A 16533-nucleotide genomic window follows, 5' to 3' on the forward strand; every position below is an offset into this window, starting at 1 on the left:
AATGCCATAACTATAGTATAGCATACATTGCCGTTCACAACAATAAATAGAGATAAAAAATCAAAAGAAATACCGCTGTTATCGCAAAAACAACCCCTGCGAAGTCAATTAACTGATAAACTCGGGAAATAGGATGGCAGTGCCTTTTTTAACATTTTTTAGGTTTTCTAAAAATCAACCAGCTTCTTTTTGGCTGAGCGTTAGCTTTAGCAGGATAAGCATTGCATTTTATATGATAAAATGAGTATAATGAATAGGAAGCTATTATGGCAATGACATCCATTGTCCTAAGGACTGATGTCATAAAATGAATAATTAAAGAGGTTATATGGTAACGATTAAAGATGTCGCAAAGGAAGCGGGTGTTAATCCCTCTACGGTTAGCCGCGTTTTAAAAGATAATCATTCTATTTCTCAAAAAACAAAAGATAAAGTTAAAAAGGCAATGCGTGATTTAGGCTATGTCCCTAATGTGGCTGCACAAATGCTTGCCAGTGGTTTAACGCATAATATTGGATTGGTATTTCCTCCTATTACACTTAATGATCGTCTGAGCGAGCCCTTTTTCATGCAGATTCTAACGACCATTACCAATGAAGCCAAGCAGCACCACTTTACTGTTTCTACGGCAACGGCCATGACAGTTGAAGATTTGTTAGCTCAGGTTACCTTGATGCACATGCAAAAAAGAGCCGATGGTTTTATCGTTTTGTACTCTGAAGAGCATGATCCGATTCGACGGTATCTGATGGATAATCATATTCCCTTTGTGATAGTTGGGGCGCCAGAGGGTGATGAAAATCAAATGACCTATATTGATAATGATAATCAGCTAATGGCCAAAACTGCTGTGAATTACCTATATGACAAGGGTCATCGCAATATTTTATTTATTACAGATGAGCTAGATTCTGAAGTGGCTTCTGAACGTTATTTTGGTTACTTAAAAGGCTGTCTCAAAAAAGGCGTGCCTTCGCATGAGATGCTTTTGTTTGACCGCAAGGATCCTTTACGAATCGAGGCCTTGATGCAAACGATTCGGGATCAAAAAGCAACGGCTTTGGTGGTGATTGGGGATATTTTATGTGTCCGTTTAATCCAACTACTATCTTTTTATGCTATTAAAGTTCCAGATGATATGTCCATTATTACCTTTAACAACTCGATCTACTCTAAATTAATTCATCCTTATCTGACAACATTTGATATTAATGTGGAAAACATTGGCCAAACCAGCTTCAAGCAATTGCTAGAATTGATTAATGCCAAAGACGGGCAGCTCAGCCAAAAAATCGTCGTTCCCTTCACCCTCATCCCCCGCGAAAGTGTCCGAGACATCCGTGATCAGAACCAGACAGAACCAGACCGCCTTAGTGCGCACTAAGCAGGCGCAATCTTTAGATGTAGCCAATAGAAAAAGCAGCAGCTGAAAAGGGAGTGCTTTCAACCCTGGCTGCTTTTTTGCTGTCTAGCTCAGGAATGGTTGAAATCCTTTTATAAAGGGGGCATTTGATTAGCAAAACGCACAGCACGGCGCGCCTAGGCTCCTATGGCCCAGAGCTTAAAAGCAGTAAGAGGCCAAATATAACCTCCGACATGACTGCTCACGGGAACTGCCTACGCAGCGCAATTATCTAAGAATGACAAACGAATGATTGATGTTTTGAAAAAGAACAGTTATCACGTCATTCGTTTTTTTAGGTGAGGCGTTTTTGGAAGATAATTACTAAAAGTCTATTTTTAGATTCTCGCTATTTTTGAGCCAGCTAGTTCTTTATACCAAGGGCTAGTTTAAAGCGAGCGGAACATTTTGGCAGTCTTTTTTTTAATATGCCTTGACTTACGCAACCGCTTGCGCTATAATTTGCTCATAACCTAAATGTCAAGGAGAAACGTATGAGTAAACGAGCAAGCGGAGTTTTGATGCATATCAGCTCCCTACCGGGAAAATTTGGGATAGGTTCCTTTGGCCAGTCTGCCTATGATTTTGTGGATTTTTTAGTTGCTGCCAAACAAACCTATTGGCAAATTTTGCCTTTAACCACAACGAGTTTTGGTGACTCTCCTTATCAATCCTTTTCGGCGGTTGCTGGCAATCCCCATTTTATTGACCTGGATCTGCTAGCTGAGCAAGGCTTATTAGAACCAGCTGACTATGCGGATGTTGATTTTGGCCAGGACTTAGAGGCGGTTGACTATGCTTTGATCTACCAACAGCGTCGTCCCCTCTTACAAAAAGCTGTCACTACTTTTTTGGCGTCTATGCAAAATCGCCGAGCATTGCAGCAGTTTGAGCAAGAGGCATCATGGGTCAATGATTATGCCGAGTTCATGGCGATCAAGGAACATTTTGGCAACAAGGCCCTGCAAGCATGGGACGATATGGCCATTATTAAGCGGGAGGAGGCTGCGCTAGCCCATTATCGAAAAGAACTGACAGATGGTATTGCTTACCATAAAGTTTGCCAATATTTCTTCTTTAACCAATGGTTGGCCTTGAAGGCTTATGCTAATGAGCATGGTATTGAGATTATTGGGGATATGCCGATTTATGTTTCAGCAGATAGTGTCGAAGTTTGGACCATGCCTGAGCTCTTTAAGGTAGATCAGGAGAAAAAACCGCTATATATTGCCGGTGTTCCGGCAGATGACTTTAGTGACGATGGGCAATTATGGGGCAATCCGATCTATAACTGGTTAGAGCATCAAAACACACATTTTGCCTGGTGGGTCTACCGCATTCAAGAAAGCTGCAAGATTTACGACAAGGTTCGCATTGATCATTTCAAGGGCTTTTCTGATTTTTGGGAAATTCCTGCCGGGGACCAAACTGCAAAAAATGGTCATTGGGAGGCAGCGCCTGGTTTGGAATTATTTAAGACTGTGCGTGAACAACTAGGTCAGTTGCCTATTATTGCAGAGAATCTGGGTTATATTGACGAAAAAGCCGAACACTTATTGGCCTCAACGGGCTTTCCCGGGATGAAAATTCTGGAGTTTGGTTTGTATGATGAAACTAGCCAAAGCATGGAATTACCTCATCACCATGAGCGTAACTGCATCGTCTACACGGGGACGCATGATAATGAGGTCGTCAATGGCTGGTATGAAAATCTAACCGTTAAACAAGCCCGATTTGTGCGCCGCTACCTTCACATGCATGAGGGTGAGCCGATTACCAAAGCGATGCTACGGACCATTTTTGCATCGGTTGGCGATACAGCCATCTTTTGCATGCAAGATTTGCTAGATAAGGATGCATCCAGCCGGATGAATAGGCCAAACACCGTTGGTGGAAACTGGCAATGGCGGATGCGGGCTTGTGAGCTGACCCAGGACCATATTGATTACCTGGTGGAACTAACCGAATTGTATGGACGTGCTTAAGCACACTAAAATTTTGAATTGAGGAAAAGAGAATCTAATGAACACATTTACAGTATTTGCCGAAAAACGTACAGGGCATACCCTGAGTCAATTGTCTAATAAAGAACTCTATCTGAGTCTATTAGAGTATGTCAAAGAACAAGCAGCTAAGAAGCCTAAAAATACGACTAAGCGTAAAGTTTACTATATTTCGGCTGAATTTTTAATTGGTAAGCTATTATCCAATAACCTGATTAATTTAGGACTCTATCAAACCATCAAAGAAGAGCTCGCACAAGCTGGTAAATCCATTGCAGAGATTGAAGATGTGGAACTAGAGCCGTCATTAGGAAATGGTGGCTTAGGGCGTCTTGCTTCATGTTTTATTGATTCCATGGCAACACTTGGAATTAACGGTGAAGGTGTTGGCTTGAACTACCATTGTGGCCTATTTAAACAGGTTTTTCGTCACAATCAGCAAGAAGCAGAACCTAATTATTGGATTGAAGACCAGTCTTGGTTAGTTCCTACAGAGGTTTCGTATGATGTGCCATTTCGTCATTTCACCTTGAAATCACGTCTTGATCGCATTGATGTTTTAGGTTACCAACGTGACACTAAAAATTATTTGAACCTATTTGACATTGAGGCTGTGGATTATGGCTTGATTAAACAAGGCATCAGTTTTGATAAAACGGAAATCAAAAAGAACCTAACCCTCTTTTTATACCCTGATGATTCAGATAAAAATGGTGAATTGCTGCGCATTTACCAACAATACTTCATGGTCTCTAATGCCGCTCAGCTCTTGATTGATGAGGCCCTAGAACGTGGCTCTAATTTGTACGATCTTCCTGACTATGCTTATGTCCAAATCAACGATACCCACCCATCAATGGTCATTCCTGAGTTGGTTCGTTTATTAACACAAAAGCATGGCATGACTTTTGAAGAAGCGGTAGCTATTGTTAGACAAATGGTAGGGTATACCAACCATACGATTTTATCAGAAGCCTTAGAAAAATGGCCAATCGATTACTTGCGTGAAGTTGTGCCTCACTTGGTTACCATTATTGAGCAACTAGACCAATTGATTGCGACAGAAGTTGACAATCCTGCTTTACAAATTATTGATAAAGATGGACGAGTTCATATGGCGCACATGGATATTCATTTTGCTACCAGCGTCAATGGGGTTGCTGCCCTTCATACGGAAATTCTTAAGACTAGCGAATTAAAAGAATTTTATCAACTTTATCCTGAAAAATTCAATAATAAAACCAATGGTATTACCTTCCGTCGCTGGTTAGAGTTTGCTAACCAAGATTTAGCTGCTTATTTGAAAGAATTAATCGGTGATGACTATCTTACAGATGGCACCAAATTAGAAAAATTATTGGCCTTTGTAGATGACCCTGCTGTGCATCAACGCTTAGCAGATATTAAGGCTAACAACAAGCTGGCCTTGAAGCGTTACCTCAAAGAGAACAAAGGCATTGATTTGGATGAAAACTCGATTATTGATACACAAATCAAGCGCTTCCATGAATACAAACGCCAACAAATGAATGCGCTATATGTCATCCACAAATACTTAGAAATCAAAAATGGCAAGTTACCTAAACGCAAACTGACAGTGATTTTTGGCGGCAAAGCAGCACCAGCCTACGTGATTGCTCAAGACATTATTCACTTGATCCTTTGCCTGTCCGAATTAATCAATAATGACCCAGAGGTAAGCCCATACCTCAACGTTCACTTGGTGGAAAACTATAATGTCACAGTAGCTGAACACTTGATCCCAGCATCTGATATTTCTGAACAAATTTCCTTAGCTTCAAAAGAGGCCTCAGGCACAGGTAATATGAAATTTATGCTCAACGGGGCCTTGACCTTAGGGACTATGGACGGTGCTAATGTAGAAATTGCAGAGCTGGCAGGTATGGACAATATCTATACTTTTGGTCAAGATTCTGATACCATTATTCGTTTGTATGCTGAAGGTGGCTATGTATCTAAACATTACTATGATAGCCATCCAGCAATCAAAGCAGCGGTTAATTTTATCATTAGCCCTGACATGTTGAAAATTGGTAATGAGCAACGTTTAGAGCGGCTTTACTTGGAATTAATCAACAAAGACTGGTTTATGACTTTGATTGATTTGGAAGATTATATCCAGACAAAAGAACGGATGTTGGCTGATTATGAAGACCAAGATCTTTGGATGACAAAGGTTGTGCATAATATTGCCAAAGCAGGTTTCTTCTCATCTGATCGCACTATCGAACAATACAATCAAGACATTTGGCAATCTTATTAAGCAATAATCAAAAATAGCCAGCTTAGGGTGACCTGTGAGAGGTCTACCTTGGCTGGTTTTTGCGAGTTGGTATTGTGATAAAATGTACAAGCTAATTTGTTGCTTGTCTGGCTTTTGGCAGGTTATAATAAAAGATAAAGCAAAAGAATAAAAGAATTGGAGATAACTTAACTGTGTCTGAAAACATTCGTGTTTTACTCTATTACAAATACGTTCCTATTGAAAATGCTAAAGAATATGCTGCGCAGCACTTGGAATTTTGTAAATCCATTGGTCTTAAGGGCCGGATTTTAATTGCTGACGAAGGCATTAACGGTACCGTCTCTGGTGATTATGAAACCACCCAAAAATACATGGATTGGGTGCACAGTGATGAGCGTTTTGCTGATCTTTGGTTCAAAATTGACGAAGAAAAAGAACAAGCTTTTCGGAAAATGTTTGTGCGTTACAAAAAAGAAATTGTTCATCTAGGCTTAGAAGACAATGACTTTGATCAGGATATTAACCCTCTAGAAACCACGGGAGCCTATTTAAATCCCCAAGAGTTCAAAGAAGCCTTGCTAGATGAAAATACTGTTGTCCTTGATACGCGCAATGACTATGAATATGATTTAGGTCATTTCCGTGGGGCTATTCGTCCTGATATTCGTAATTTCCGTGAATTACCCCAATGGGTACGTGATCATAAAGAACAATTTATGGAAAAACGGGTAGTTGTTTATTGTACCGGTGGTGTGCGGTGTGAAAAATTCTCAGGTTGGATGGTTCGTGAGGGCTTCAAGGATGTTGGGCAATTACACGGCGGCATCGCTACCTACGGTAAGGATCCAAAGGTGCAAGGAGAACTATGGGACGGTGCTATGTATGTCTTTGATGAGCGCATTTCGGTGCCTATTAACCATGTTGACCCTACCATTATCGGTAAGGACCATTTTGATGGTTCGCCTTGTGAACGCTATGTGAATTGTGCCAACCCATTTTGCAATAAGCAAATTTTTGCTTCTGAAGCAAATGAAGCCAAATACTTGCGCGGCTGCTCACCAGAATGCCGAGCTCATGAACGTAATCGCTACGTGCAAGAACATGGCTTAACGCGCACGCAATGGGCTGAGCGCTTAGCTGTTCTTGGGGAAGTCTTGCCTGAGGCAGTAACCGCCTAAGCTTGGCTACCTAACAGATAGGTTTTAACCTCAACTATCAGCGTAAAGAAAAACCTTTTGGTTCATTGGCAATGATAGCGAGTGACTGATACGATAACTAAGTAGGAGAGCAGCTAAAAAGCAGCTTTCCTTTTGTGCTTCTATAAGACCTGCGGTGCTATTATCTGCGACAAAATTGCTAGCGCTTTTTGCAAGCCAATAAAAAAAGAAACTGGGGAAGTCTCCAGTTCTTTTGTTGCTGCTTAACGGGATACACGACGACGTGCTGCCTTTTTGCGGTTTTCTTCGATGAATGCTTCTTTTTCTTCTTCGGGTTCAATAATCGTTTTTTTGATGGTCAAGAGCGCGCCAGCTACTGTAGCAGTAGTGGCAAGGACACCTGTAATGAGACCTTTGGCAAATGGGTATTTTTTCATAACGCTATTCTCCTGTAACATTTATTCTAACCTTTAGAGTGGTAACATCTATGGTATAATATATGTTAGCGAAAAAAGACCGAAATAGCAAGTGAAAGGGTATGCTTTGAAGATTTGACATGACAATAAAAGAACCAAGAAAAAAACTAATTGCAGTGGTCGGACCAACTGCCGTGGGAAAGACAGCTCTAGGGATTGAGTTGGCTAAGATGTTTAATGGCGAGATCATCTCTGGTGATAGCCAACAAGTCTATAAGGGGCTAGATATTGGTACCGCCAAAGCCAGTGCTAGGGAGCAAGCGCTGGTGAAACACCATTTAATAGATATTCGAGAGCCCTGGGAAAATTATTCTGTTTATGATTTCGTCCAGGATGCGACCAGGGCGCTAGATGACATTATGGCCGCTGGTAAGTTGCCGATTATTGTTGGGGGAACGGGCCTTTACATCCAAAGTTTGATTGAAGGTTATCACCTTGGTGGAGAGGTTGATCAGGCGGCTCTCTTAGCCTACCGCGCAGCCTTATCGAAACTGACAAACCAGCAACTCTATCAGCAAGTCAAAAAGGCCAGGCTTGCCATTAATGAGCCCAATCGCCGCCGAGCTATCCGGGCTTTGGAGCGCCATCGTTTTGCCACTAAGCAGCAAAATAAGCCTTTTCCCTATGAGGTCTTGCTCCTTGGGCTGACTGATGAAAGAGCCTCCTTATATGAGCGTATCAATCAGCGTGTTGATGGGATGGTGGAGCAAGGACTGTTAGCAGAAGCTGAGGACCTCTTCACGCATTTTCCTCATGCCCAAGCCAGCCGGGCGATTGGTTATAAAGAATTATTCCCTTATTTTGCCGGCGAAGCTAGTCTAGATGCGGCCCTAGCTCAGCTCAAACAAAATTCCAGACGATTTGCAAAGCGGCAATTGACCTGGTTTAGAAATAGGATGGCAGTGCCTTTTTACCAGATTTCTGAGCCGACCTACCCAGCTGAACTGGTGGCGGACGCGCAAGCCTTCTTGACTAAGAATCCAGCCGATTAGCTGGTAATACCTAAGCTTTGCTTAGATTTATGGTATAATAAATGTTACGGTATTTGGAGGTTTGGACATGAGCTTAATTGAGACACAAAACGCACAAGAACGCGTTGTTCTGGTTGGTGTGGCCTTACCAGATACACAACAATTTGAAATGTCAATGATTGAACTTGCTAGCCTTGCCCAAACAGCTGGCGCAGAAGTGGTTGCTAGCTATGAGCAAAAACGTAAAAAGTATGACAGCAAGACCTTAGTGGGCGCTGGAAAATTAAGCGAGATAAGCGCCCGAGTGGCAGCTGATGCAATTGACATGGTTATTGTCAATAACCGGCTCACGCCACGTCAAAATAGCCATTTAGAAGCTGAGCTTGGCGTAAAAGTGATTGATCGCATGCAATTAATTTTAGATATTTTTGCCATGCGGGCGCATAGCCATGAAGGCAAATTGCAAGTGCATCTGGCTCAATTGAAATACCTCTTGCCCCGCTTGATGGGGCAAGGAATTCTGCTTAGCCGTCAAGCTGGTGGTATTGGTAGCCGAGGACCTGGTGAGAGTCAGCTAGAGCTAAATCGCCGCTCAATTCGGCAGCAGATCGCAGATATTGAGCACAAGCTCAAGCAAGTCGAACAGAATCGCCAAATTACTCGTGAAAAGCGTTTGACTTCAGAGCCTTTTCGGATTGGTCTCATTGGTTATACCAATGCTGGCAAGTCAACGATCATGAATCTCATGACCGATCATGACCACTATGAGGCTGATGAATTGTTTGCGACTCTGGATGCTACGACCAAACAGTTATATCTACGAGACCACTTTCAGGCGACTCTAACTGATACAGTTGGTTTTATCCAAGATTTGCCAACAGAGCTTGTTGCTGCCTTTAAATCAACCTTGGAAGAAAGCCGTCATCTGGATTTGCTCTTACATGTCATTGATGCCAGTGACCCGCACCAGCTAGAGCAAGAGCAGGTCGTGTTAGAGATTCTTCGTGATTTAGGGATGCAACACATTCCTCGCTTGACCATTTATAATAAAATGGATTTAGCTCAAGCCTTTACAGTGTCAGCTTTTCCCAATATACAATTGAGCGCGCATGATCACTCTAGTCGAAAACGCTTACGTACATGGCTAGTTGAGCAGATTTGTGAATTGTTTATACCTTTTTCCATAAGTGTCGATCAGGCTGATTTTTATAAGCTATATGAGCTGCAAAAGGTTGCCTTCTTAGATGACTATCACTTCGAACAAAGAAAAGAAAACATCAAAGGCTATATCGCCTCAAAGAATAAATGGAGATTAGAAGGATTTTATGACTGATTATATTTCTTTGGCAATGCAATATGGGGGCTATACCTCAATGGATCAACAATACTTAACCACCATTATGCAGGGGGTGTCAGATCAAGAAAAGAAGCGGCTGATTACCCCTCCACCTAGTGTTTTAAATGCTTATTTTGCAGAAATATATCAAAAGCAGTCCCCTAAGGCAGCTACAGATTACTATTATCAGATGTCAAAAGCTTTGGGGCTATGCCAAGCTAATCCTAGTTTTTTTAAAGAATCTCTTCCTTTTGTACGTTTAAATGTCTCAGGCAAAGCTTATGGATATGTCTACCAAGAAGCAGAACAAGAAGAAGCCTTGGTTTTTTCTGAGGTGAGTGAGCCAGTGACTGAGGCACTCTTATTTGAACTGGCGATGATTTTTCCGCATTATCTGGTTTATCAAGAAGCAAACCAGATTAAAATGTGTCTCAATGGCTTTACTGAGCAAAAGCGGCATAAAGAAGCGTTAGCCGATCACCTTTTGTCGCAAAAGTATCTCTTTGAGGATGGGACAGTTTTGCTGACTTCCTATAATCAAGAGGAGCTAATAGCTCTGGCTAAGTCCTACTCTGGTCAAAGATGCTATGGCTTTCACCAGCGGCAATACCAATTCTATATCAGCAATTAGAAAGTATAAGTTAATTTAATAATGGAAATACAGTTTTTAGGGACAGGTGCTGGCCAGCCGGCTAAGCAGCGAAATGTTTCGAGTCTAGTTTTAAAATTGCTAGATGAAATCAATGAAGTGTGGATGTTTGATTGTGGTGAAGGAACCCAGCGCCAAATTTTAGAGACGCACATTAAGCCTCGTAAAATTAAAAAAATCTTTATCACACATTTACATGGGGACCATATTTTTGGCCTGCCGGGTTTTTTAGCCAGCCGGGCTTTTCAAGCAAGTGAAGAGCAAACCGACATTGAGATTTATGGACCTGTTGGCATCAAGTCCTTTGTGATGACCAGCCTCAAGGTTTCTGGTTCAAGACTACCTTATCGCATCCATTTCAAAGAATTCACCGAAAATGATCTAGGTCTATTGATGGAGACTGATAAATTTTTGGTTTATGGAGAACAATTAGCGCATACGATTTTTTGTATTGGTTACCGTATTGTCCAAAAAGACTTAGAGGGAACCTTAAATGCTGAAGCTTTAAAAGCAGCTGGCGTGCCCTTTGGTCCTTTGTTTGGCCAGGTAAAAAATGGCCAAGATGTCGTCTTAGAAGATGGTAGGCTAATTAGAGCTAGTGATTTTATCTCTGCTCCGAAAAAAGGGAAAATCATTACGATTATCGGTGATACCCGCAAAACCCCAGCCAGCGTTCGGCTGGCCAGAGATGCGGATGTTTTAGTTCATGAATCAACCTATGGTAGAGGTGATGACCGGATGGCTCGTAACCATGGCCATTCTACCAATATGCAGGCCGCTGAGATTGCCAAAGAAGCAAAAGCTAAACGTCTCTTGTTAAATCACGTTTCTGCTCGGTTTTTGGGCCGCGCTTGTCGTCAACTGGAAAAAGATGCCGCAACGATTTTTGAACCCGTTAAGGTTGTCAAAGATTTAGAGGAAGTGAGTATTTAATGGCAAAACGAACTTTTTTGATTACAGGAGCTAGTGGTGGCTTAGCGCAAGCTATTATTCATCAATTGTCCACTGATGATTTCATTATTTTAGTTGGCCGAGATGCCCAAAAGCTGGCAACCTTATATGCTGAGATTCCTCATAAGGCCATTTATGCGATTGATATTAAAGATAGTCAGGCTATTGCTCTTTTAGTGGAAGAGATTGCGCAAAAGCATGGCCAAGTTGATGTATTGATTAACAATGCAGGCTTTGGTGCTTTTAAAAGCTATGATGCCTTTGACAGTGCAGAAATTGCCGAAATGTTTGCCGTCAATACTCTGGCAAGCATTACTTTTGCGCGTTTGATTGGCCATCAGATGGCTAGCAGAGGTCGGGGGCACATTATCAATATTGTGTCCATGGCTGGCCTGATTGCTTCTAGCAAATCAACAGTCTATTCTGCGACCAAATTTGCCATGATTGGCTATTCAAATGCCCTACGTTTAGAACTAGCTGATCAGGGTGTCTTTGTGACTACGGTCAATCCAGGGCCAATTGCGACAGGCTTTTTTGATCAGGCTGATCCGTCTGGTCAGTACTTGGCTAGCGTGAGCCGTTTTACCTTACAGCCCCAGCAAGTTGCAAAGCGGATTGTCGCGGTTCTTGATCGGCCTAAGCGCGAACTCAATCTTCCCTTCTTATTGGCAGCGGCCAACACCTTTTATGCCCTCTTTCCACGGCTCTCAGATTTTTTTGCACGAAAGGTCTTTAATTATAAATGATCACAGCTACTTATCAATGGGCCCTAGCTAAGGAAAAGCCAGATGCTGGCTTTTTTAAGCTTGCTAAGAACCAGGGACTTAGCCAGGCAGCGGCCCAGTTAGTTTATCAAAGGGGCATCCGCACAGCAGAAGATTTAACAGCTTTTTTGACCGCTGATTTAGCTGATTTGCATGATCCCTATTTACTTCATGATATGGCAAAAGCAGTGCCGCGCATTCGCCGGGCGATTGAGCAGGCAGAAACGATTTTAGTGTACGGCGATTACGATGCCGATGGAATGACGTCTGCCTCAATTGTTCAAGAAACACTAGAGATGCTAGGAGCCCAAGTGCGGACTTATTTGCCTAATCGTTTTAGTGATGGCTACGGGCCAAATCAAAGTGTCTACAAATATTTCATAGAACAAGAAGACGTCTCCTTGATTATCACTGTTGATAATGGCGTGGCTGGCCATGAGGCGATTGCTTACGCGCAAGCCCAGGGAGTTGATGTCATTGTCACCGACCACCATAGTTTACCTGAGGCTTTGCCAAAAGCTTTCGCGATTATCCATCCAGAACATCCAGATGCCGATTACCCTTTTCACTATTTAGCGGGCTGTGGCGTTGCTTTCAAATTGGCTTGTGCCCTTTTAGAGAGTATTCCCACAGAGTTTTTAGATTTGGTAGCCATTGGCACCATTGCTGATATGGTGAGCTTGACCGGTGAGAATCGCATTTTGGTTAAAAATGGACTAGCCGTCTTACGCCAAACCGAGCGAATTGGTCTGCAAGAGTTGATGCAGCTCGCTGATGTTAAGCCTGGTGACTGTGACGAGGAAACCATCGGCTTTCAAATTGCGCCTGCCTTAAATGCACTTGGCCGACTGGATGATCCAAATCCTGCTTTGGAATTACTGACAGGTTTTGATGAGGAAGAAACCCATCAAATAGCCCTGATGATTCATGCCAAAAATCAAGAGCGTAAGGAGCTTGTCCAAGCTATTTATCAGGAAGCTTTAGAGATGGTGGACTTGGCCCAGCCTATTCAGGTTTTAGCCAAAAAAGGCTGGCATCCAGGCGTACTAGGGATTGTTGCTGGCCGCATCATGGAAGAAATCGGTCGTCCAGTTATTGTTTTGGGAATTTCTGATGATGAGCTGGCTAAGGGCTCAGCACGCAGTCCAGAAAGGATTAATATTTACCAGGCTCTAGCTGCGGCCAAAGAACATCTGCTCGCCTTTGGTGGACATGCTGGAGCTGCTGGTATGACCATTGATGCGGCTGAATTGCCCCTCTTGCGTCAGGCCTTGGCTGATTATGTGGCCAACAAGCACTTAGCGATTGATCAAAAGAGTCAACTCAGCTTAGATGACGAATTAGACCTCAAGCAGCTCAGTTTAGCAACCCTTAAGGAATTGAGTGTTCTAGCGCCTTTTGGGATGGATAATAAAAAGCCTCTTTTTTGGTTACGGGATTTTCAGGTCTTACAAGCTCGCAGCATGGGGCAAAATAATCGCCATTTGAAATTAAAAATTGCCAAAGATGGTGTCGAAATTGACGTGGTTGCCTTTCAAAAAGGTTCCTTTTGGCAAGAATTTCAGCAGGCTCGCGGTCTGGAGTTGGCTGTGACCCTCAGTGTGAACCAATGGAATGGTCACACTAGTATCCAATTATTTTTGGTTGATGCACGAGTATCTGGGATTCAATTGATCGATGTCCGTAAGCGTAATGCGGTAATTCCTAAGCATTTGCCTAGCTTAGCTGAAGCTAAAGATGGGCAAGCTGCCTTACTTGAACTTATCCCTGATGAGCCCAATCAGCTGCGCCAGCAATTTGCCCAAAAACACCTAACGGCTATTTACTTTAAAAATAAGATTGAGCAACCTCTATACTTGTCTGGTTATGGCAGTAAGGAGCAGTTTGCTAAACTATATAAAACTCTCTACCAATTTCCAGAGTTTGACATCCGCTATAAATTGCTTGATTTGGCCAGCTATTTGAACCTTGATCAGCAGCTTTTAACAAAAATGATTCAAATTTTTGAAGAGCTTGGTTTTGTAAACATTGCCGATGGAGTAATGACGGTGATTAAGGATGCACCAAAGAAGGATTTAACTGAGAGTTTGATTTATCAAAACTTAAAAGCCAAGGTGGCTTATCAAGAATTAATGGCTCTAGGCAGCCCGCAGGCTATTTATGATTGGCTAAGAGCAGCAGATGAGCCAAATAGTAGGTTTGGGGATAAATAAGTTTTACGAAACAAGGCTTTCATGGTATAATGAAGAGTATTTTATGTTGACCGAAAGTCGCTAGAAAGAAAGTATTATGGATTTAACAAATTATATTGCAACCATTGAAAATTATCCCAAAGAAGGCATCACTTTTCGAGACATCTCTCCTTTGATGGCAGATGGCAAAGCTTATAGTTATGCGATTCGGGAAATTGCCCAATACGCTTGCGATAAGGACATTGATATGATTGTCGGCCCAGAAGCACGGGGCTTTATCATTGGCTGTCCGGTCGCTGTTGAATTGGGAATTGGTTTTGCACCTGTTCGTAAACCAGGGAAATTACCACGTGAGGTGGTTTCAGCTGATTATGAAAAAGAATATGGTTTAGACACCTTAACCATGCATGCCGATGCTATTAAACCTGGACAACGTGTCTTGATTGTTGATGACTTATTAGCAACCGGTGGAACCGTTAAAGCAACGATCGAAATGGTTCAGCAATTAGGTGGTGTTGTTGCAGGATGTGCCTTTCTTATCGAACTCGATGGCTTAAATGGCCGCCATGCTATTGGTGATATTGATGTTAAAGTTTTGATGAACTTCCCAGGCTAAGGTCAGTTGCTTGACTGACTCAATACCTAACTACTAATGACTAGTGAGAATGGGGGATTATGAGTTATTTAGAGCACTATAAATCAGGCAACTTGGTTTTTCCAAGTGCCTTGCTTTTTCATTATAAGGATCTTTTTAATAATCCAGATGATTTTTTGGTGTGGCAGTTTTTTTACCTGCAAAATACCACAAGCAAAGAGGAGATTGTTCCCAGTCAAATTGCTAAGGCGCTGGGAAAAACAGTAGCTGACATCAATAAAGCCATTGCTAGTTTAAGCCAGCAGCAGCTTTTAGATATGAAAACCATTGAGTTGGCCGGCGAGATTGAAACCATTTTTGATGCAACCCCTGCCTTGGCTAAATTAGATGAAGTCATTGCAAAGGCTAAACAACCCCATGCAACTGATACCGACGTTGCTACACCAATCAATCCCCTGCGCAGCCTGGTGACCGATTTTGAACAAGAATTAGGGCGTTTACTTAGTCCCTTTGAGTTAGAAGACTTGCAAAAAACTGTCAGTGAGGATAAGGTTGACCCTGATTTGATCCGCGAAGCCCTTCGCGAAGCTGTTTTTAATGGCAAAACCAATTGGAAATACATCCAAGCAATCCTGCGCAATTGGCGCAAGGAGGGCATTACTAATTTGCGGCAAGTCAAAGAAAAGCAGCAAGAACGTGAGACAAAAAACCAGCAGGTGGCCGTTTCAGATGACTTTTTAGCGGCGATGAATTTATGGAGTGATGATGAGTAATGCGCATCGGTAAAGAACGGTTACGTAAAGTTTTAGCAATTATTGCGGAGATGTTTCCAGAGGCAAAGGGCGAACTAACTTGGCAACCTGATCGCCCCTATCAGTTATTGATTGCTGTCATCTTGTCAGCCCAAACAACGGATAAGGCCGTAAATAAGGTAACACCAGTTTTATGGGCTAAATATCCAGATTTGGCTGATTTGGCGGCAGCTGAGCTTTCTGATGTTGAAACCTGTCTGCGTACCATTGGCCTTTACAAAAACAAGGCCAAAAACATTATCAGAACAGCGCAATTACTACTAGAGGAGTTTGACGGGCAAGTCCCTAAAACGTACGCCCAACTCGAAAGCCTGCCAGGAGTTGGTCGCAAAACAGCAAATGTGGTACTAGGTGAAGTTTATAATATTCCAGGGATAGCTGTTGATACTCATGTCGCGCGCGTGGCCAAGCGGCTCAACATCTCAGCCCCTGATGCTTCTGTTACCCAAATCGAAACGGATCTAATGGCAAAAATTCCTAAACGAGACTGGGTCAAGACCCACCACCGCTTGATTTTCTTTGGGCGATATCATTGCCTGGCTAAGAATCCCAAATGTCAGGAATGTCCCGTCCAAAGCTACTGCCATTATTACAAACAATTGCAGAAAAAAAGTCTGAGTTGACCTGCATTCCAAAAGCTAGCCAAATTTTCCAAAACCTTTGCGAGTCTTAAGAAGGTAATACAGTAAATAAATGAGTGATTACTCTTAGAAATGTTGATATGACAGACTTCTAAGAGTTTTTCATTTTCAGTGATAAAGCCCCCTGATGCCAACAGCCGCAAGCCCGTTGAGCTGCTCGCTGATATAGTCACTAACACGCCATCTTTACAAGGCGAGCAGCATCCTTTCTTACCAACACAGCAGTGAGATGGGCGAGCGCAGCAAATTTTGCTATAATGGTAAAAAGGTTGCACGCCTTAGGCTCAAAGGGCTTGTGCTTGATGTTGAAGGCACTAC

Annotated in this window: 14 protein-coding genes; 13 read left to right on the forward strand and 1 reads right to left on the reverse strand. The window is 42.5% G+C overall.

The window, feature by feature from the left end:
• Positions 1-328: 328 nt before the first annotated feature.
• The 4 genes from GWD08_RS03225 (at position 329) to trhO (ending at position 6849) form a co-directional block, all read left to right on the forward strand.
• Positions 329-1384, forward strand: a complete 1056-nt coding sequence (locus tag GWD08_RS03225) for a LacI family DNA-binding transcriptional regulator (RefSeq protein WP_159544920.1) — start codon at positions 329-331, stop codon at positions 1382-1384.
• Between the two features lie 512 nt (positions 1385-1896).
• Complete coding sequence (gene malQ, locus GWD08_RS03230; protein ID WP_159544918.1) at positions 1897-3387, forward strand: 4-alpha-glucanotransferase; 1491 nt, start codon at positions 1897-1899, stop codon at positions 3385-3387.
• Between the two features lie 37 nt (positions 3388-3424).
• Positions 3425-5689, forward strand: a complete 2265-nt coding sequence (gene glgP, locus GWD08_RS03235) for a glycogen/starch/alpha-glucan family phosphorylase (protein WP_159564207.1) — start codon at positions 3425-3427, stop codon at positions 5687-5689.
• A 173-nt stretch (positions 5690-5862) separates the two neighbouring features.
• Complete coding sequence (gene trhO, locus GWD08_RS03240) at positions 5863-6849, forward strand: oxygen-dependent tRNA uridine(34) hydroxylase TrhO (RefSeq protein WP_159564209.1); 987 nt, start codon at positions 5863-5865, stop codon at positions 6847-6849.
• Positions 6850-7091: 242 nt separating this feature from the next.
• On the opposite strand, the gene GWD08_RS03245 is transcribed toward trhO, so the two are convergent.
• Complete coding sequence (locus GWD08_RS03245) at positions 7092-7286, reverse strand: DUF3042 family protein (protein WP_159544912.1); 195 nt, start codon at positions 7284-7286, stop codon at positions 7092-7094.
• A 98-nt stretch (positions 7287-7384) separates the two neighbouring features.
• On the opposite strand from GWD08_RS03245, the gene miaA reads away from it, so the two are divergent.
• The 9 genes from miaA to nth all read left to right on the forward strand — a co-directional run bounded on the left by miaA (position 7385) and on the right by nth (position 16197).
• Positions 7385-8296 (forward strand): tRNA (adenosine(37)-N6)-dimethylallyltransferase MiaA, encoded by a 912-nt coding sequence (gene miaA / locus GWD08_RS03250; protein WP_159564211.1) that lies wholly within the window; start codon positions 7385-7387, stop codon positions 8294-8296.
• A 67-nt stretch (positions 8297-8363) separates the two neighbouring features.
• Positions 8364-9608 carry a GTPase HflX gene (gene hflX, locus GWD08_RS03255; protein WP_159564213.1) on the forward strand — a complete coding sequence of 415 codons (1245 nt, stop codon included), beginning with the start codon at positions 8364-8366 and terminating at the stop codon, positions 9606-9608.
• A complete protein-coding gene (locus GWD08_RS03260; RefSeq protein WP_159564215.1) occupies positions 9601-10242 on the forward strand; it encodes a cystathionine beta-lyase in 642 nt (213 codons plus the stop codon). Before hflX ends, GWD08_RS03260 begins: the two co-directional genes overlap by 8 nt.
• 21 nt (positions 10243-10263) lie before the next feature.
• Positions 10264-11193 carry a ribonuclease Z gene (gene rnz / locus GWD08_RS03265; protein ID WP_159544904.1) on the forward strand — a complete coding sequence of 310 codons (930 nt, stop codon included), beginning with the start codon at positions 10264-10266 and terminating at the stop codon, positions 11191-11193.
• Positions 11193-11957: an SDR family NAD(P)-dependent oxidoreductase gene (locus tag GWD08_RS03270; RefSeq protein ID WP_159544902.1), complete on the forward strand. Its 765-nt coding sequence runs from the start codon at positions 11193-11195 to the stop codon at positions 11955-11957. Before rnz ends, GWD08_RS03270 begins: the two co-directional genes overlap by 1 nt.
• Entirely contained in the window at positions 11954-14188 is a 2235-nt protein-coding gene (gene recJ / locus GWD08_RS03275; protein ID WP_159564217.1) for a single-stranded-DNA-specific exonuclease RecJ, read from the forward strand. Before GWD08_RS03270 ends, recJ begins: the two co-directional genes overlap by 4 nt.
• A 76-nt stretch (positions 14189-14264) precedes the next feature.
• On the forward strand, positions 14265-14783 hold the full coding sequence (locus GWD08_RS03280; protein ID WP_159548701.1) for an adenine phosphoribosyltransferase: 519 nt from the start codon (positions 14265-14267) through the stop codon (positions 14781-14783).
• A gap of 59 nt (positions 14784-14842) precedes the next feature.
• Positions 14843-15535 carry a DnaD domain-containing protein gene (locus GWD08_RS03285; protein ID WP_159564219.1) on the forward strand — a complete coding sequence of 231 codons (693 nt, stop codon included), beginning with the start codon at positions 14843-14845 and terminating at the stop codon, positions 15533-15535.
• The gene (gene nth, locus GWD08_RS03290; RefSeq protein ID WP_159564221.1) at positions 15535-16197 is read left to right on the forward strand and encodes an endonuclease III; all 663 of its coding nucleotides are present in this window, start codon (positions 15535-15537) and stop codon (positions 16195-16197) included. Before GWD08_RS03285 ends, nth begins: the two co-directional genes overlap by 1 nt.
• Positions 16198-16533 lie beyond the last annotated feature (336 nt).

The sequence above is a fragment of the Streptococcus halichoeri genome (genome assembly GCF_009870755.1).
GTDB lineage: Bacteria > Bacillota > Bacilli > Lactobacillales > Streptococcaceae > Streptococcus > Streptococcus halichoeri.